17 protein-coding genes are annotated in these 17,795 nt (G+C 66.2%); 10 read left to right on the top strand and 7 right to left on the bottom strand.

What is annotated here, in order from left to right:
- Position 1 precedes the first annotated feature (1 nt).
- Positions 2-631: an RdgB/HAM1 family non-canonical purine NTP pyrophosphatase gene (rdgB, locus tag POM99_RS12595; protein WP_277278327.1), complete on the bottom strand. Its 630-nt coding sequence runs from the start codon at positions 629-631 to the stop codon at positions 2-4.
- The gene (rph, locus tag POM99_RS12600) at positions 628-1,344 is read right to left on the bottom strand and encodes a ribonuclease PH (RefSeq protein WP_277278329.1); all 717 of its coding nucleotides are present in this window, start codon (positions 1,342-1,344) and stop codon (positions 628-630) included. Before rph ends, rdgB begins: the two co-directional genes overlap by 4 nt.
- Positions 1,345-1,473: 129 nt before the next feature.
- Between rph and POM99_RS12605 the strand changes: the two genes are divergently transcribed.
- The 3 genes from POM99_RS12605 to POM99_RS12615 are packed head-to-tail and all read left to right on the top strand — an operon-like array spanning position 1,474 to position 3,673.
- The gene (locus POM99_RS12605; protein WP_277278331.1) at positions 1,474-2,040 is read left to right on the top strand and encodes a hypothetical protein; all 567 of its coding nucleotides are present in this window, start codon (positions 1,474-1,476) and stop codon (positions 2,038-2,040) included.
- Entirely contained in the window at positions 2,037-3,101 is a 1,065-nt protein-coding gene (gene hrcA / locus POM99_RS12610) for a heat-inducible transcriptional repressor HrcA (protein ID WP_277278333.1), read from the top strand. Before POM99_RS12605 ends, hrcA begins: the two co-directional genes overlap by 4 nt.
- Complete coding sequence (locus POM99_RS12615) at positions 3,098-3,673, top strand: nucleotide exchange factor GrpE (RefSeq protein WP_277278335.1); 576 nt, start codon at positions 3,098-3,100, stop codon at positions 3,671-3,673. Before hrcA ends, POM99_RS12615 begins: the two co-directional genes overlap by 4 nt.
- A 222-nt stretch (positions 3,674-3,895) precedes the next feature.
- Here POM99_RS12615 and POM99_RS12620 read toward each other — a convergent pair whose 3' ends face one another.
- Positions 3,896-4,570, bottom strand: a complete 675-nt coding sequence (locus tag POM99_RS12620) for a cysteine hydrolase family protein (RefSeq protein ID WP_277278338.1) — start codon at positions 4,568-4,570, stop codon at positions 3,896-3,898.
- Between the two features lie 154 nt (positions 4,571-4,724).
- On the opposite strand from POM99_RS12620, the gene POM99_RS12625 reads away from it, so the two are divergent.
- Positions 4,725-4,982, top strand: coding sequence for a YMGG-like glycine zipper-containing protein (locus POM99_RS12625; RefSeq protein WP_277278340.1), 258 nt, complete (start codon positions 4,725-4,727; stop codon positions 4,980-4,982).
- Here the strand turns inward: POM99_RS12625 and POM99_RS12630 are convergent, their stop codons facing one another.
- The 3 genes from POM99_RS12630 to POM99_RS12640 are packed head-to-tail and all read right to left on the bottom strand — an operon-like array spanning position 4,983 to position 6,488.
- A complete protein-coding gene (locus POM99_RS12630) occupies positions 4,983-5,444 on the bottom strand; it encodes a hypothetical protein (RefSeq protein WP_277278342.1) in 462 nt (153 codons plus the stop codon). It lies immediately after the preceding gene.
- Between the two features lie 34 nt (positions 5,445-5,478).
- Positions 5,479-5,970, bottom strand: coding sequence for a vgr related protein (locus tag POM99_RS12635; protein ID WP_277278344.1), 492 nt, complete (start codon positions 5,968-5,970; stop codon positions 5,479-5,481).
- Positions 5,967-6,488 carry a copper chaperone PCu(A)C gene (locus tag POM99_RS12640; protein WP_277278345.1) on the bottom strand — a complete coding sequence of 174 codons (522 nt, stop codon included), beginning with the start codon at positions 6,486-6,488 and terminating at the stop codon, positions 5,967-5,969. Before POM99_RS12640 ends, POM99_RS12635 begins: the two co-directional genes overlap by 4 nt.
- Before the next feature lie 167 nt (positions 6,489-6,655).
- Between POM99_RS12640 and dnaK the strand changes: the two genes are divergently transcribed.
- The gene (dnaK, locus tag POM99_RS12645; RefSeq protein ID WP_277278348.1) at positions 6,656-8,563 is read left to right on the top strand and encodes a molecular chaperone DnaK; all 1,908 of its coding nucleotides are present in this window, start codon (positions 6,656-6,658) and stop codon (positions 8,561-8,563) included.
- Positions 8,564-8,637: 74 nt separating this feature from the next.
- Positions 8,638-9,774 carry a molecular chaperone DnaJ gene (dnaJ, locus tag POM99_RS12650; protein WP_277278350.1) on the top strand — a complete coding sequence of 379 codons (1,137 nt, stop codon included), beginning with the start codon at positions 8,638-8,640 and terminating at the stop codon, positions 9,772-9,774.
- A 214-nt stretch (positions 9,775-9,988) separates the two neighbouring features.
- Here the strand turns inward: dnaJ and POM99_RS12655 are convergent, their stop codons facing one another.
- Complete coding sequence (locus POM99_RS12655; RefSeq protein ID WP_277278352.1) at positions 9,989-12,307, bottom strand: patatin-like protein; 2,319 nt, start codon at positions 12,305-12,307, stop codon at positions 9,989-9,991.
- 123 nt (positions 12,308-12,430) lie between these two features.
- Between POM99_RS12655 and POM99_RS12660 the strand changes: the two genes are divergently transcribed.
- From POM99_RS12660 to prsR, 4 genes are all read left to right on the top strand, one after another.
- Complete coding sequence (locus POM99_RS12660) at positions 12,431-12,715, top strand: hypothetical protein (RefSeq protein WP_277278354.1); 285 nt, start codon at positions 12,431-12,433, stop codon at positions 12,713-12,715.
- A 143-nt stretch (positions 12,716-12,858) separates the two neighbouring features.
- Complete coding sequence (locus POM99_RS12665; RefSeq protein WP_277278356.1) at positions 12,859-14,244, top strand: TIGR03013 family XrtA/PEP-CTERM system glycosyltransferase; 1,386 nt, start codon at positions 12,859-12,861, stop codon at positions 14,242-14,244.
- Positions 14,245-14,260: 16 nt separating this feature from the next.
- Entirely contained in the window at positions 14,261-16,411 is a 2,151-nt protein-coding gene (gene prsK / locus POM99_RS12670; protein WP_277278358.1) for an XrtA/PEP-CTERM system histidine kinase PrsK, read from the top strand.
- A 1-nt stretch (position 16,412) separates the two neighbouring features.
- Positions 16,413-17,777, top strand: coding sequence for a PEP-CTERM-box response regulator transcription factor (gene prsR, locus POM99_RS12675; protein ID WP_277278360.1), 1,365 nt, complete (start codon positions 16,413-16,415; stop codon positions 17,775-17,777).
- Positions 17,778-17,795 lie beyond the last annotated feature (18 nt).

Raw genomic sequence — 17,795 nt, forward strand, 5'->3', positions numbered from 1 at the left:
TTTAGCCTGCAAACTGCTCCGCGACCAGCTTGGCGAAGGCGTCGGCGCGGTGGCTGATGGCGTGCTTTTCTTCCGGGTCCAGCTCGGCGAAAGTGCGGGTGTCACCCACCGGCACGAACACCGGGTCATAGCCGAACCCCATGGTGCCGCGCGGTGGCCAGGTGAGGGTGCCGTTGGCGCGGCCTTCATAGGTCGCTTCCGCGCCATCGGGCCAGGCGATGGCGAGGACGCAGGAGAACCAGCAATCGCGCGGGGCGGCGGGGCCCTGTTCGGCCAGCTTCCCTTCGACCTTGCCCATCGCCATGTACCAGTCACGCCCCGGACCGCCTTCAAAGGGCGCAGCCTCGGCCCAGTCGGCAGTATAGACACCCGGCGCGCCGCCAAGGGCGGCGACCGAGAGGCCGGAATCGTCGGCGAGGGCGGGCAGGTTGGCGGCCTTCGCGGCGGCATGGGCCTTGATCAGCGCGTTCTCGACAAAAGTGGTGCCAGTCTCGGCCGGTTCGGGCAGGCCGAGTTCGCCGGCTGACAGGCACTCCATGCCATAGGGGGCAAGGAGCGCCTGGATTTCGCGCAGTTTCCCGGTGTTGTGGGTGGCGATCACCAGCTTGCCGGGAAGCAGCTTCCTGCTCACCGGGCGACGGCCTTTTCCTGCGCGGCGAAGATCTGGTCGCAGCCCATGCGGGCGAGGCGGAGGAGGCGCAGCAGGCCTTCCTCGTCATAAGTCGCGCCTTCGGCAGTGGCCTGCACTTCGGCGATGTGGCCGCCCTGGATCAGCACGAAGTTGGCGTCGGCATCGGCGGAGCTGTCCTCGATATAATCGAGATCGAGCACCGGGGTGCCATTGTGGATGCCGCAGGAGACGGCGGCGACCTTGCGGGTCAGCGGGTCTTCCTTGATCGCGCCGCTGTCGATCAGCCCCTGCACAGCAAGGCGCAGGGCGACCCATGCGCCCGAGATCGAGGCGGTGCGGGTGCCGCCGTCTGCCTGGATCACATCGCAGTCCAGCGTGATCTGGCGTTCGCCAAGCTTCTTGAGATCGGTGACGGCGCGCAGGGAACGGCCGATCAAACGCTGGATTTCCTGCGTGCGGCCAGACTGCTTGCCCTTGGCCGCTTCACGGCTGCCACGGGTGTGGGTGGCGCGGGGGAGCATGGAATATTCCGCCGTGACCCAGCCTTCACCCTTGCCACGCATGAACGGGGGCACGCGTTCTTCGACAGAGGCGGTGACCAGCACCTTGGTATCGCCGAAGCCGATCAGCACCGAGCCTTCGGCATGCTTGGTGAAGCCGGTTTCGATGGTGATGGCGCGCATTTCGTCAGCGGCACGACCCGAAGGGCGCATGGGAATCCTTTCACTTGAGTTCGCCGCGCCCTATCTCGTAACCACGAGGCTGACAATGCGAGGCAAGACGGGCGAGGCAAGACGGGCGAGGCAAGACGGGCGAGGCAAAGCGAGCGAGATGGAGCAGTGATGCGCGTGGGGTTGGCGACGGTGTGGTTCTTGCTGGCGGGATGCGCCGCGCCGGCGGTGACGCCGGTGGCGAGCGTGACCCAGCCTGTGCCGGCGGCGTCCGAGCCTGCGGGCGAGAGCGGCGAGACCATCACGCTGAGGCTCAACACCTGGGGCCTGCCGCTGGCATGGTGGCAGGTGAAGGATGACGGAACGGGCGAAATCTGGCGGATTTCAACGCGGGACCCGCGCGGGAACTATGACGTTTCCCGATACCACTTCGTGCTGCCCGAGGAAGCCGGGGTGCCGTTCATCGCCGCGACCGAGGAAGTGCGCGAGGCGGCGGTGAAGGGGCTGGAGTGCCGGCGGACGATTGCCGACATGCCCTATGGCGCGATGACCTGGACCTATCCGGCGGCGGAGCGGAAGCTGGACTTCGACTTCGGCTGCACATCGGATTCCGCCGGCAAGGTCTATCAGGCGATCGGCCGCGCGACGCAGGTGATCGAGAAGATGGCCAGGATCGACAAGGAGCCCTTCGCGGTGGATCACTATGTGGGCGGACAGTTGCAGAGGCCGACGCCATGAGCGGATCGACACTTTCCGAACTGACCACCCGCGCGCGGGATATCTTCCGGCTGGTGGTGGAAGGCTATATCGCCAACGGGCAGCCGGTGGGATCGAAGACGCTGGCCGGGAGCGGCGGGGTGAACCTTTCACCCGCATCGATCCGGTCAGTGCTGCAGGAACTGCAGGATGCGGGCCTGCTGGCTGCGCCGCATACCAGCGCGGGGCGGATGCCGACCGAGGTGGGGCTGCGCCTGTTTGTGGACGGAATCATGCAGGTGGCGGAGCCTTCTGCCGCAGAGCGCGCGCAGATCGAGCGCGGGGTTTCCGCCGGTGGCACGATCGAGCAGGCGCTTGCGGCGGCAACATCGGCGCTGTCGGAGCTTTCCGCCGGAGCCGGCGTGGTGATGGTGCCACGGCGCGAACCGCGGCTGATGCAGATTTCGTTCGTGCCGCTGTCCCCGATCCGCGCGCTGGCGGTGCTGGTGGCCGAAGACGGTGCGGTGGAGAACCGGATCATCGACCTGCCGGTGCAGGTGATGCCATCGACGCTGGAGCAGGCAGGGAACTACCTGACATCGCGCCTGGCTGGGCGCACGCTGGGCGAGGCGGTGGCGGGCATCCGGCGCGAGATTGCCGAGGGCCATTCGGCTCTGGATTCGGCCAGTGCAGACCTGGTGCAGCGCGGCCTTGCGGTATGGTCAACCGACGCGGCGGCGCGGCCGGTGCTGGTGGTGCGCGGGCAGGCCAACCTGCTGGACGAGGCGGCGCTGCACGACCTTGAGCGGGTGCGGCAGCTGCTGGACGAACTGGAGAGCGCGGAGGCGATTGCCGGCGTGCTGGACGCCGCGCGCGAGGCGCAGGCGACGCGCATCTTCATTGGCAGCGAGAACCGGCTGTTCTCGCTTTCCGGCTCTTCGGTCATCGCCTCTCCATGGCGCGACGGAGAAGGGCGCGTGGTGGGCGTGGTGGGGGTTATCGGCCCGACGCGGTTGAATTATGCGCGGGTTGTCCCCATGGTGGACTTCACGGCTCAAAGCTTGAGCAAACTTATCGGACAGGACGGATTTTCCCGGAAATGATGGACAACGACACGCGCCCGACTGAACAGACCGCCGATGAAGCGGCGGCCGCCGAACTGGAAGGCGTGCCTGAGGAACTGCTGGAAAAGGGCGATGCGCAGGCCGAGCTGGTCGAGGCGCTGAAGGCGGACCTCGAAGCGGCGAAGCAGGATGTGCTCTATGCCAAGGCGGAGACGCAGAACGTGCGCCGCCGCATGGAAAAGGACATTGCCGACGCCCGTGCCTATTCCGCGACGGCCTTTGCGCGCGACATCCTTTCAGTGGCGGACAACCTTTCGCGCGCGCTGGAATCTATTCCGGCGGAGCTGCGCGAGGACGACAAGATGAAGAACCTTGTCGCCGGGCTGGAAGCCACGGGGCGCGAGATCGACAAGGTCTTCGCCAGCCACGGCATCAGCCGCATTGCCGCCAAGGGCCTGCCGCTGGACCCGCACCAGCACCAGGCGATGCTGGAAATCCCCTCTGCCGACGTGGAGCCGGGCACCGTGCTGCAGGAACTGCAGGCCGGCTACATGATCAAGGACCGCCTGCTGCGCGCGGCGATGGTGGCGGTGGCGAAGAAGCCGGATTGATCCTGGCTTGTCCCATTGGCGGATGAAGGCGCGCTCCCGGTTTGGGGGCGCGTTTTCGTTTGGGCGGAGGGAAGAAGTGGGTTTCGCGCGAAGACGCGAAGGATTTGGTTCGCGCAGAGTGCGCAGAGGGCGCGGAGAAAAAAGGGAAGAGGGAGAGAGGGCGGCTGCGCCGCAGGCTTTCCAACTCTTTGCGGGCTCTGCGCGAAACTCGACGGGGATGCCTCAGGCCAGCAGCCCGACCACTTCATCCGTGGAATAGATGTCCGCGAAGACCATGGCCATGATGTGGAGGGTGGCGGCGTGCTCCTCGTCAGACAGGGCGGCATTGGCGTCGGCGGCGATGAGGACGCGGTAGTTGAGCTGCATCGCATCGCGTGCGGTGCTTTCGCAGCAGCAGTTGGTGAGGGTGCCGGTGATCAGCAAGGTGTCGATGCCGTGCGCCCGCAGAACCGCGTCGAGCCCGCTGGTGCCGGGGGTGAAGCCGCTGAAGCGGTGCTTGTCGACTATGGCGTCGCCTTCGTCCACCCGCACGTCGAGCGTGGGCCAGAACTGGTGGTGGTGCGCGCCGGGGGTGAAGGCGGCGCGGTGCTTGGCGGCATCGGCGCCCATGCGGCGGGCGAAGTTGGACCAGCTTTCATCCCCCGGCGTGGTGAAGCGCAGGAACACATTGAGGCCGCCGGCGCTGCGCACCGCGGCGGATATGCGGTTGATGTTGTCGACGATGGTGCGCGCTTCGGGCACTTCCACCGGGGCACCCGGTTCCATGAAGCCGTTCTGCATGTCGACACAGATGTGGGCCAGCCGCCTGGGATCGATATCGGTGAAGATGTTGGCGGCGCCGCCGCGCGAGGCTGCGAAGCGGGCGAGGATGGCGTGGTGATCGACGGCGTGGGGCATGGCTGAAATCCTTCTCCTGCCGGCAAAAATGCCACGGTCAGGGGGCTTTGCGCCAGACCTGCCCAAAGGGGCTTTCGCGTGGCGGAACCGGAAGGGGGGCAGCGCCGTTTTTCGGATCAACGGGGCGAAGGACGGAGCCCCAGGAGATTGAGCCATGACCCGTAAATTCCTTCTTCCCGCAATCGCCGCTGCGGCGCTGCCGCTGGCCGGATGCGCCAGCAACTATGCCGGCGAAGGCGCGCTGGCCGGTGTCGCCGGTGGCGCGCTGATCGGCGCGGCGACTGGCGGCAATGTGGCGACCGGCGCGGCCATCGGCGCGGCGGCGGGCGCGGCTGGCGGTTCGCTGATCAAGAAGAACGGCCACTGCTATCGCCGTGACAACAACGGCTATGAGTACGAAGTGCGCTGCTGATCAGGCCGAAGGCACTGCCGGTTTGGGTTGAGGCGGCCTGGCAGCCGTCTCAATCCGTACGGCGATTTCGAGTGCGGTTCCGGCAAGCGCCTTGATTTCGCTTTGCGTCAGCAGGCGAGCCATCAGGCCGAAGCCGCCCTGTTCGCGCGGATTGGTGAAGCAGGCGACCGCCCCCGACCCCTGCAGCAGCTTCATCTCGGCATGGACCAGATCATTGCGGATAGACTGAAGCTTCTCGTACTCGTCGATGGCGAGATGCATTTCTACCCGGCTGGCCTTTGAATATCTGGGGCTGGCAGGGATGCTTCGCACTTTCTTGAGCCGTTGACCGCACTGTTCGGTCTGCTTGAACAGGTTGTGCCGGGAGAGAAACGCCGCAATCGCTGCTTCGGATCGGGCGAATGCGTCGATGCACTGGCTGCGGTAAAGGTGAAACAGCAGGTCCGGTTGGGGCGCGCTCATGGCGTGGCCTTAGCCGCCAACCGTCAACATTTTCCTAGCCGATCGGAAAGGGCAGGACCGCCTTGAGGTCTGCCAGCGGGGGCGCTGCCGGGTGCGGGGCGCCCCTTTCCGCGAGATAGGCGTGGGCGACGAGTTCGGCCTGTTGTTCGATGCCATAGGCGGTGAACGGCTTGCCGGGCACGAAGCGGTATTCGTAGCGGCAGAACGGGTGGCGCATCAGCGGCAGCCACCAGCGGCCGCGCACCTGCGCCTGCCACACATGCACCATTTCGTGCACGAAGAGCGCCTGCGCGCTTAAGGGGGCATGGGCGAAATCATCGCACCAGTGTGGACCGGCCGGATGGAAATGGATGTGGCCCATCGGCGCCATCACGGTGCCACGGGGCTGGAACGGAAAGAAGCGTCGGCGGATCAGGCGGACCGGCGCCGGATCGATGGCAGCGCCGAAGACGGCGCGCACCAGCGCGGTTTCACCGGGCGTGAGCGCGCGCCTGGGAGAGCCCTGGCCGCCGGCCAAGGCGATCACATGTGGTCCATGTGGCCCATCTCATCACCCCCGGGTGCCTCCACCTTGGCGCGGACGCTGGCCTTGTCGCCATTGTCGAGGGTGATGGTGAGTTCGGTGTCGCCGTCCGCCTTGAGCGAACCATCGGCATCGAACAGCATGACGTGATAGCCGCCGGGCTTGAACTCGATCGCCTTGCCCGCCTCGATCGGCACCTGCGTGACGGCTTTCATCGACATCACGCCGGCTTCATCGACGGTCTGGTGCATCTCGGCCCTGGCGAAGCCATCGACATGCACGGCGACGAGCTTACGCGGGGCGCCATCGCCTTGGCTGAGCGTGAAATAGGCGACGCCCGGATTGCCGGAAACGGCGGGCAGGCGGACCATGGCGTCGGACAGCATCATGCCCGGTGCGGCGCTGGGCGCATCGGCGGCGGGTGCGGCGGAACTGGCCCCGGCTGTGGGCGCATCGCCCTTGCCACATCCCGAAAGCGCCAGCACGGCAAGGGCGGCGGCGGGCAGCAGCAGGTGGCGCATCGGGGAGGTCTCCTCTTTTACAAACCTGTCTTCCGGTAACTTGGCCGGGGCCTTGTGCCAAGCGGAACCGCACCTATATCGCCCGGCGTCGGAGCCGCGAAACCTTGTTCGCCCGGCAGGGGAACAGACCCACGCGCGGCGTCCATTCTGGAAGGAAATGGGGAAACATGGCAAAAGTAATCGGTATCGACCTCGGCACGACGAACAGCTGCGTTGCGGTGATGGACGGCGGTACGCCGAAGGTCATCGAGAATTCGGAAGGCGCGCGCACGACGCCCTCGATCGTTGCATTCACCAAGGACGGTGAACGACTGATCGGGCAGCCGGCGAAGCGCCAGGCGGTGACGAACCCCGACAACACGATCTTTGCGGTGAAGCGCCTGATCGGCCGCCGCTTTGACGATCCGCTGACCCAGAAGGACACCGAGCTGGTTCCCTATTCGATCACGAAGGGGAAGAACGGCGACGCATGGGTGAAGGCGGGCGGGCAGGATTACAGCCCTTCGCAGATTTCCGCCTTCACGCTGCAGAAGATGAAGGAAACCGCCGAAAGCTATCTGGGCGAGACCGTGACGCAGGCGGTGATCACCGTTCCGGCATACTTCAACGACGCGCAGCGCCAGGCGACCAAGGACGCCGGGCAGATTGCCGGCCTGGAAGTGCTGCGCATCATCAACGAGCCGACTGCGGCGGCGCTGGCCTATGGCCTCGACAAGCAGGACGGCAAGACGATCGCGGTCTATGACCTTGGCGGCGGCACCTTCGACATCTCGATCCTGGAGATCGGCGATGGCGTGTTCGAGGTGAAGAGCACCAACGGCGACACCTTCCTGGGTGGCGAGGACTTCGACACCGCGCTGGTCGAGTACCTGGCGGACAAGTTCAAGTCCAAGGAGAACATGGACCTGCGCGGCGACAAGCTGGCGCTGCAGCGGCTGAAGGAAGCGGCGGAAAAGGCGAAGATCGAACTGTCTTCGGCCCAGACCACCGAGATCAACCTGCCGTTCATCACCGCGCGCATGGAAGGTGGCAGCACCACCCCGCTGCACCTTGTGGAAACGATCACCCGCGCCGACCTTGAAAAGCTGGTTGCGGGCCTGATCCAGCGCACGCTGGAGCCCTGCAAGAAGGCGCTGGCCGATGCGGGCGTATCCGCCAAGGACATCGACGACGTGGTGCTGGTGGGCGGCATGACCCGCATGCCCAAGGTGCGCGAAGTGGTGAAGGACTTCTTCGGCAAGGACCCGCACACCGGCGTGAACCCGGACGAAGTTGTCGCCATGGGCGCGGCGATCCAGGCCGGCGTGCTGCAGGGCGACGTGAAGGACGTGCTGCTGCTTGACGTGACCCCACTTTCGCTGGGCATCGAGACGCTGGGCGGCATCATGACCAAGATGATCGACCGCAACACCACGATCCCGACCAAGAAGAGCCAGGTCTATTCGACCGCCGAGGACAACCAGCAAGCGGTGACGATCCGGGTGTTCCAGGGCGAGCGCGAAATGGCGCAGGACAATAAGCTGCTGGGCCAGTTCGACCTTGTGGGCATTCCGCCCGCCCGCCGCGGCGTGCCGCAGATCGAGGTGACGTTCGACATCGACGCCAACGGCATCGTGAACGTGAGCGCCAAGGACAAGGGCACCGGCAAGGAGCAGCAGATCCGCATCCAGGCTTCGGGCGGGCTTTCCGACTCCGACATCGACCAGATGGTCAAGGATGCCGAACGCTTTGCCGAGGAAGACAAGAAGCGGCGTGAAGGGGCCGAGGCGAAGAACAACGCCGACAGCCTTGTCCACGCCACCGAGCGGCAGCTTGAAGAGAACGGCGACAAGATTGACGCCGGCCTCAAGAGCGAGATCGAGGCTGCCATCGCCGAGGCGAAGACCGCGATCGAGAGCGGCAATGTCGACGAGATGAACGCCAAGACCCAGGCCCTGACCGAAAAGGCCATGAAGATGGGCCAGGCGATCTACGAGAAGGAGCAGGCCGCCGCTGCCTCGCCGGGCGCGGAAGCGCCGAAGGGCGATGACGACGTGGTCGATGCCGAGTTCTCGGAAGTCGACGACAACAAGTGATGTTGCGATGAACCGGCCCGCCGCCTGCGAATCGACCGCAGGCGGCGGGCTGTCGTTCTTGGATGGGAAACGCAATGTCGGCTGAGATCGATTTCTACGAGCTGCTCGAGGTGGAGCGCACCGCGGACGACAAGGTGCTGAAGTCCGCCTACCGCAAGCTGGCCATGAAGTTCCACCCTGACAAGAATCCGGGGTGCAAGGACAGCGAGGCGAAGTTCAAGCAGATCAACGAGGCCTATGCCTGCCTCTCCGACCCGCAGAAGCGGGCGGCCTATGACCGTTATGGCCATGCCGCGTTCCAGCAGGGCGGGCCGGGCGGCGGTGGCGGCTTTGCCGGCGGCGGCGACTTCGGCGATCTGGGCGATATCTTCGAGACGATATTCGGCGGCGCGTTCGGTGGCGGCGGAGGCCGCCAGCAGGCGCGGCGTGGCGCGGACCTGCGCTATGACATGGAAATCACGCTGGAAGAGGCGTTCCACGGCAAGCAGGCCGAGGTTTCCGTGGAGGTTTCGGAGAAGTGCGAGCCCTGCGACGGATCGGGCGCGCAGCCCGGCACCGGTGCGCGGCGCTGCAACCTGTGCGGCGGGCACGGCAAGGTGCGCGCGCAGCAGGGTTTCTTCATGGTGGAGCGCACCTGCCCGACCTGCCACGGCCGGGGCGAGGTGATCGAGAAGCCGTGCCGCAGTTGCCGCGGCGAAGGCCGCATCGATGCCGAGCAGAAGCTGGAAGTGAACATTCCAGCAGGCGTGGACAATGGCACGCGCATCCGGCTGGCCGGCAAGGGCGAGGCGGGGCCGTTCGGGTCTCCGCCCGGGGACCTTTACATCTTCCTGCATGTGAAGCGGCACCGCGTGTTCGAACGCGAAGGCACGACGCTGCTGACGCGGGTGCCGATCAGCTTCACCACGGCGGCGCTGGGCGGTGAGATCGAGATTCCGGGGCTGGATGGCCAGCGCCATGCGATCGAGATTCCTGCCGGCATCCAGAGCGGAAAGCAGCTGCGCAAGCGCGGGGCGGGAATGCCGGTGCTGCAAGGGCGCGGTACGGGTGACCTGGTGGTTGAAGTGCAGGTGGAAACACCGACCAGGCTGAGCGCGCGGCAGAAGGAATTGCTGCGCGAGTTCCAGGCAACCGAAACCGGGGAAGAATGCCCGCAATCCAAGGGCTTCTTCGAGCGCATCAAGGATGTGTGGACCGATCTGACGGATTAGGTCTTCTGCCCGGTCTTTTGGCGGGACAGGTTCTCGCGAGGACGCCGGGCGAAGAAATTCTGTGGTTCGCGCAGAGTGCGCAGGGGGTGCGGAAGAATAGAAGAAGAGGATTTTGGCGGCTGCGCCGCAGGCCGATTTTTCCCCTTTTTACTTCGCGTTCTCCGCGCTCTCTGCGCGAAACATCCCTTTTCATTTCGCGCCCTGATGAGAGACTTTACTCCGCGAAGGCCGTGCGGACTTCCTCGATCACGCGATCGACCATGCCGGGTTCTGCCTTGAGGTTGTCCTTTTCCTCCTCCAGGATGGCGAGGAACGCGTCGCGCTTGAAGGCGTGGATCGTGGCTTCGTCCAATGGCGGCTGCACGGTGCTGCACAACAGATCAAGCGTGCGCTCCGCGCCGTGGAGGCGGCCCCAGAGGTAGTCGTTTTCGCGATAGGCGCGGCTGAAGAAGGCCCCGAAGTTGAAGAATTCCACCCCGCGCAGGCAGGCGAGGGTGCCCCCCTTGCGAATGGCGGTGGCATCATCGGGCGAGATTCGGTCGATGCGGATGGGATCGAATTCGCCCATGCCTTCACCCTGCAGGAGCGGCAGGGTGGCGATATCGTAGAACGGAAAGCCGAGGTAGGCATGGAGAAAGCGGCGGCGCAGCGGCTTGTCCATGCCGGCGAGCGCGCCCACGATCATCGCGTCCACTTCCAGATCGATGCCGGTGAGGTTGCGCGCGCTGGCGATGGCACCAAGCACGGCAGCGGGATCGGCACAGGCGACGGGCGCGCTGGTGGTGATCGATGGGCCAAGCCCGCCGGCGGTCTGTCGCCCCTGATAGAGCGCCTGCGCGCGATAGACCACGTCACGCGCGGCATCGCGGGCCTGATCGGTAATGCCTTCGGCCTCGTCCCAATCGTGGGTGAGCCGGCGGGCCAGCAGCTTCAGGCGGCGAATGCGGAAGGCGACATCATGCGTGCGGAAGAAGGCAATCGCTTCGGGCGAGGCGCCGCCGCCGGCATGGCTGAGGTGGTCAAGCCCGAGCGCGCGGACATGGTTCCACAGCGCGGCTTCGACCTGCGCGCGGGTTGCCGCCTGCGGCGCGGCATCGAAGATCACTTCGGCCAGATCGGCGACGATGCCGCCAAGCTTGACCTGCGCATAGCCATGGAAGGCGAAACCGGCCTGTTCGGCCGCGGCCTGCTGCGCCTTGTTGCGCCATGACGTCAACCGGCGTTGCGTGGGGGAATCGAAGAACAGCGTGTGGCCGAACAGCTTTTCCACCGCGTGTTCCACTTCGGGCCGCAGTGCATCGACGATGGCGCGCAGGCGGGCGCGTTCGCGCGATTGCTGCTCGATGGTTTCCAGGTTGTCGCGGATCGGCTGTTCACGCGGGATCGAGGACAGCGAGCCGAAGATGGCTGAGAAGAAGCCCACGCTCCTGGCGCCGCGCGGGCCGAGGCGCATGTGATCCGGGCTGGGGTCGATATAGACGAAGCGGCGGTCCACCTCGCGCTGGGCGGGGCGATCGCGCAGCACGGCCATGGCCTGTGCGAAGGGGCGGTTGACCAACACCGCGCCATCCACCAGCGCGGCATCGGCGATCTGCCCGCGCTTCCACCGGCTGGGCATGATGCGCTGCAGGAAGGCGTCGCGCCCCGGCCAGCCGATGCCGCGTTCGCGCGCCATGCGATCGATCTCGTCCACCATCAGCGGGGGAAAGGCACCCGGAAAGCTGGCCGTGGCGCGTGCGGCGAAGACGAGGTCGGCAGCGTGCGCGAGCGGTTGGTTGCGCGCCACGGCGTGCCGGAAGCCGATGGCGAGGCGGTGCTCGCTTTCTTCGACAACGGGCGGGCTGTTGAGGTGCAGCTCTTCCGGGTGGCCGTTGAAATCGGTGGCGGTCACCTGCAGATCAAGCGGGTGGGCCGGTGGCAACAACGGTTCGCCATCGCCATCGGATGCGGCCATCGCCTCGAGCGCCTCGGCGATCAGGTGGGAAAAGCCGATGCCGCTGAAGGGTGGGGCGAACCAGCGGGCGCGGATCAGGCGGGAGACCTTGCGGCGCACTTCGGCCCGCGTGCCCTGTGCCACGGTGCGTGAGACGACGCTGCCGGGAAAGCGCAGCGCAAGCCACACGATCGGCTGCGCCCATAGCTTGGCAAAGCGGCTCCACGGCTTGGCATCGGGATCGAGCAGGACGTCGATATCCGCCTTTTCCAGCCAGAGCCGGGTGAGCGGGGCAAGGCTCTGCCCCGTGGCCAGCGCCTGCGCCAGGAAAACGCCGTTGATGCCGCCGGCGCTGGCGCCCGAGACGATATCGGGCAGGAAGCGCAGCTTCAGCCCACGGGTCCGGACCACGGTTTCGAGCAGGCGGCGGTAGACGCCTTCGACGCCGGAGCAGCGCGGATCATTGGGAGGATCGGCACGATGCAGCGCGCGGCTGGCGCGGGTGGCGTGCCAGATCTCCCGCGTAACGCCATGCATGTAGACCGCGAGGCTGATGCCGCCAAAGCACACCAGGGCCACGCGCAGTTCCTTCTGCCGCATGGGCGCAGCATGGCACCGGGGCGGGCGGTGCGCCAGCGGGATTGTTGCGGAGGCCGTCAGGGAACGATCGGTCCGTTCCGGGCATTTTCACTCTGTAACGGGAGCCAGGAGAGGACCAGGCACATGGTTGAAGAACGTGTCGTAGAAGTGGAGCGCCCGGGCGGCGCGACCCATACCCACACCACCGTCTATGACGATGGCGCGCGCAGCAGCGGCGGGGCCGGCTGGCTGATCGCGGTCGTGCTGGTGGTGGCGGTACTGGTGGGGCTGTACATGTTCTCCAACATGTCGAGCAGCAGCGCGCGCAAGGACAACGCCATCGCCGCAGCGGCGGACGACGTGGGCAAGGCGGCCAGCAAGGTGGGTGATGCGGCGGAGACCGCCGCCAACAAGGCCACGTCGCAGTAACGCAATCCCTGTAAAACAGGCCGACAAAAATCGCGCCACTCCACCCGGAGAGGCGCGATTTTTCGTTGTTGGGCCCGAATTGCCCTGCATCGAAGGGTGTCAGATTTACCGACGGTTTACGCCTTGGCGCGTATGGCCACAGCATGTTCCGGCTGTTCAAGCACTATATCCCCAATGCGGTCCTGTTGCTGGGCCTGCTCGACTTCGTGCTGCTGCTCGCCTCGGGCGAACTGGGCTGGACGGTGCGCGCGCACCAGATCGGCATGGACAGCGGGGTGATTCACGATCGCTGGGTGCCGTTGCTGATGTTCGCCGGGCTGGTGCAGGTGGCGATGGTATCGGTCGGGGTCTATGGCTCGGACGCGCTGCGGTCGATGCGCTATGCCACGGCGCGGCTGATGGTGGCGATCAGCCTGGGGATCATCGCGCTGTCGGTGGTCTATTTCCTGCTGCCGGGGCGCACGCTGTGGCGGTCCAACCTGTTCTACGCGATGTTCATCGCCATGGCGCTGCTGGTGCTGATCCGGCTGCTGCTGTCAGGCCTGCTGGGCACGGCGGCGTTTCGCCGGCGCGTGCTGGTGCTGGGTGCGGGGCTGCGCGCGGACCGGCTGCGCAAGCTGGCCGAACGGCCGGAGGCGGGGTTCGCCATCGTCGGTTATGTCGGCATGAGCGACAGCACGCCGGTGGTGGAAGAGGCGATCAACCGCAACGCCATCCACAACCTGACCCGCCACGTGGAAAACCTGGGCGTGAGCGAGGTGGTGCTGGCGCTGGAAGAGCGGCGCAACGCGTTGCCGCTGAAGGACCTGCTGCGGATCAAGACAACGGGCGTCCACGTCAACGACTTCTCCACTTTCATGGAGCGCGAGACGGGGCGGGTGGATCTCGATACGGTGAACCCGAGCTGGCTGATCTTCTCGGACGGGTTCTCGTCGGGCCGCGCCATTTCCAGCGCGATGAAGCGCATCTTCGACATCGTGGCGAGCCTGGTGCTGCTGGCCATGACGGCACCGGTGATCGTGCTGTTTGCCCTGCTGGTGAAGCTGGACAGCAAGGGGCCGGCGTTCTTCCGCCAGACGCGGGTGGGGCTGTTCGGCCAGAACTTCGACCTGATCAAGCTGCGGTCCATGCGCGTGGATGCCGAGGTGAACGGCGCGCAGTTCGCGCAGGAGAACGATCCGCGGGTGACGCGGGTGGGCCGGGTGATCCGCAAGCTGCGCATCGACGAGCTGCCACAGGCGTGGACGGTGCTGAAGGGCGAGATGAGCTTCGTCGGCCCGCGTCCGGAACGGCCCGAATTCGTTTCGGACCTGGAAGAGCAGCTGCCCTATTACGCCGAGCGCCACATGGTGAAGCCGGGCATCACCGGCTGGGCGCAGATCAACTATCCTTATGGCGCGTCGATCGAGGATTCCCGGCACAAGCTGGAATACGATCTCTACTACGCCAAGAACTATACCCCATTCCTTGACCTGCTGATCCTGCTTCAGACGCTGCGGGTGGTGCTGTGGAACGAGGGGGCGCGGTGATCCGTGCGAGCGCGCCATGATCGCCAGCCCGCTCGGCTGGACCGGCTTCGGCCAGTGGATGTTCGTGCTTTCGGCATTCGCGGCGATGCTGCTGGCGGTGTGGCTGTGGGACCGCCGCCGCCGGGGCAAGCCCGCCAGCCGCGCGGAAATGTCTGCGCTGGCGCTGGGCGGGGTGTGGGCGCTGTTCGTAGCCGGGATCGGCGCGGGCACGTTCGTGGCGCAGCTGGCCGAAGTGGCGCGCAACCTGGGCTGGCTGTTCGTGCTCTACAGCCTGTTCGCACGCGACAACCGGCACAATACCGTTGGCCCGGTGCGACCGGTGCTGATCGTGCTGGCGATGGTGGAACTGCTGCAGCCGGTGCTGCTGCTGCTGAACCTGCGGGCACAGGGCATTCCGGCAGCGATCACCATGATCTTCCAGATCTCGGTGATGTTCCGCCTGCTGCTGGCCACGGGTGCGCTGGTGCTGGTGCACAACCTTTATGCCGGGGCGATGACGGCGCAGCGCGCGGTGGTACGCTGGACGTGCCTCGCGCTTGCGCTGATGTGGGGGTACGACCTCAATTACTACACCATCGCCTATCTGGGCGGGGCGGTGCCAGCCGAACTGGTGGCGCTGCGCGGGCTGGCGCAGGGGCTTTCGATCCTGCTGCTGGCGCTGGGCACGCTGCGCGGCGGATCGGCGCTGCGCTTTTCGCCCAGTCGCTCGGTGGCGTTCCAGTCGCTGAGCCTGCTGGTGATCGGCGCGTACCTGCTGGTGATGGTGGGGGCGGCGCAGTCGGTCTCGTGGCTGGGCGGCAATGTGAGCCAGCTGGCGCAGCTGGGCTTTGCCTTCGCCACCACGGTGGTGATCCTGGCGCTGGTGCCTTCGGGACGCCTGCGCAGCTATCTCAACGTGATGCTGGCCAAGCACTTCTTCCAGCACCGCTATGACTATCGCGCCGAATGGCAGCGCTTTACCCGCACGATCGGGCGCGGCGGGGCCAATGCCATGCCGCTGCATGCGCGCGTGGTGCAATCGCTGGCCGACATCACCGACAGCGCGCGCGGGCTGCTGCTGGTGCCGGGTGACAATGGTGACCTGACGCTGGCGGCGCGCTGGCAGTGGCACACGCTGGAAGTGCCGGCCGAGGCGATGGATGCCAAAGCCGCCGCCTTCTTCGAGAAGCGCGGCTTCATCGTCGATCTCGACGAGGTGCGCGCGGGCATAGACCACCAGGGTGAGGCAGAGGCGATGCCGCGCTGGCTGGTTGCGGAAGAGAGCGTGTGGGCGCTGGTGCCTTTGCTGCACTATGATCGGCTGGTCGGACTGGTGGTGCTGGGCCGGCCGGCGCTGGCGCGCAAGCTGGACTGGGAAGACTTCGACCTGCTGCGCGTGGTGGGGCAGCAGCTGGCAAGCTACCTGGCCGAACACAACGGGCAGGTGGCGCTGCTGGAGGCGAGCCGCTTCGACGAATTCAACCGGCGCATCGCCTTCGTGATGCATGACATCAAGAACCTGGCGAGCCAGCTTGCGCTGCTGTCTCGCAATGCGGAGCGGCATGCAGACAACCCGGAGTTCCGCAAGGACATGCTGGTGACGCTGCGCAATGCGGCGGACAAGTTGAACGGGCTGCTCGCCCGCCTTTCCCGCTATGGCGCGGGCAATGTGCAGGGGCTGGAGGAAGTGGACGCGGCGGGCGTGATCAATGCGATCGCCGCGCGCTATGCCGCCGGGACCAGCGGCAACATCGATATGCCGCAGGTCTATGTCACCGATGCGCAGCAGTGCCCTGTGCTGGCCAATCGCGAAACGTTGGAACAGGTGCTGCTCCACCTGCTGCAGAACGCCATCGATGCGAGCCCGCCGGGCATGGCGGTGTTCCTGCAGACGCGCGTGGACGGGCTGAACGGCGTTATCGAGGTGATCGATACCGGATGCGGGATGAGCGCCGACTTCGTGCGCAACCGGCTGTTCAAACCATTCGTTTCAACAAAGTCCGGCGGCTTCGGCATCGGCGCGTTCGAAGCGCGCGAGCTGGTGCGCGCGATGCGTGGACGGCTCGACGTGGAAAGCCGCGAAGGGCTGGGCAGCCGCTTCACCGTGCGCCTGCCGCTGGCCGCCGCCGCCAATCTTGCCCAATCACTTGAAAATGCCGGGGAAGCCGGCGCGCAGAAGGTTGCCTGACATGACCGATATCCGCCCCAAGCTGCTGATCGTTGAAGACGATCCCGGCCTGCAGGCCCAGCTGAAGTGGGCTTACGAGGATTTCGACGTGTTCATCGCCGGGGACCGGGCGACGGCGTTGACCCTGCTGCGTTCGGAAGACCCACCGGTGGTGACGCTGGACCTTGGCCTGCCGCCCGATCCCGACGGGACGAGCGAGGGCTTTGCCGTGCTCGACGAGATCATGGCATTGCGGCCAGAGACCAAGGTGATCGTGGCATCGGGCCATGGCGCACGCGAATCCGCCCTGAAGGCGATCCAGCGCGGCGCGTACGATTTCTATCAGAAGCCGGTGGACATCGACGCGCTGGGGCTGATCGTGCGGCGGGCACTGCACGTGCACAAGCTGGAGCTGGAAAACCGCCTGCTGGCCGAGCGTGCGCCCGAGGACAACCGGGTGCTGGGCCGCCTGATCACCGCCGCGCCCGAGATGGTGAAGGTGGCGCGCACGATCGAGCGCGTGGCCAATACCAGCGCATCGGTGATGCTGCTGGGCGCCAGCGGCACCGGCAAGGAACTGCTGGCCAAGGGCCTGCATGACGCATCCGGCCGCGCAAAGGGCGCCTTCGTGGCGATCAACTGCGCCGCGATCCCGGAAAGCCTGCTGGAAAGCGAACTGTTCGGACACGAAAAGGGTGCGTTCACCGGTGCGGTGAAGACCACCGAGGGCAAGATCGAGCTGGCCAACGGCGGCACGCTGTTTCTTGACGAAGTGGGCGACATTCCGCTGCAACTGCAGGTGAAGCTGCTGCGCTTCCTGCAGGAGCGGACGATCGAGCGCATCGGCGGCAGGCGGTCGATCGAGGTTGACACGCGCATCGTCTGCGCCACGCACCAGAACCTTGAAGCGATGATCGCCGACGGCCGGTTCCGCGAGGACCTGTTCTATCGCCTGGCCGAGATCGTGGTGAAGATCCCCGGCCTTGCCGACCGGCCCGGCGATCCGACGCTGCTGGCCAAGGCTTTCCTCACCCGGTTCGCGGCCGAGATGAACCCGCAGGTAAAGGGCTTTGCCCCCGATGCGCTGGCGGCGATCGATGGCTGGGCCTGGCCCGGCAACGTGCGCGAGCTGGAAAACCGGGTGAAGCGCGCGGTGATCATGGCCGATGGCAAGCTGGTGAGCGCGGTGGACCTTGATCTGGCCAACCCTGCGGATGGGGAGTCGAACCCGCTGAACCTGAAGAGCGCGCGCGAGGCGACCGACCGCAAGGTGATCCGCCATGCGCTGGCGCGCAGCGAGGGCAACATCTCCAGCACCGCAAGGCTGCTGGGGATCAGCCGGCCGACGCTGTATGACCTGCTCAAGCAATACGACCTCCAGCATTAGGCGCCGGCTTTCCGGCGC

This window comes from Novosphingobium cyanobacteriorum, from assembly GCF_029436685.1.
GTDB classification, from domain to species: Bacteria; Pseudomonadota; Alphaproteobacteria; order Sphingomonadales; family Sphingomonadaceae; genus Novosphingobium; species Novosphingobium cyanobacteriorum.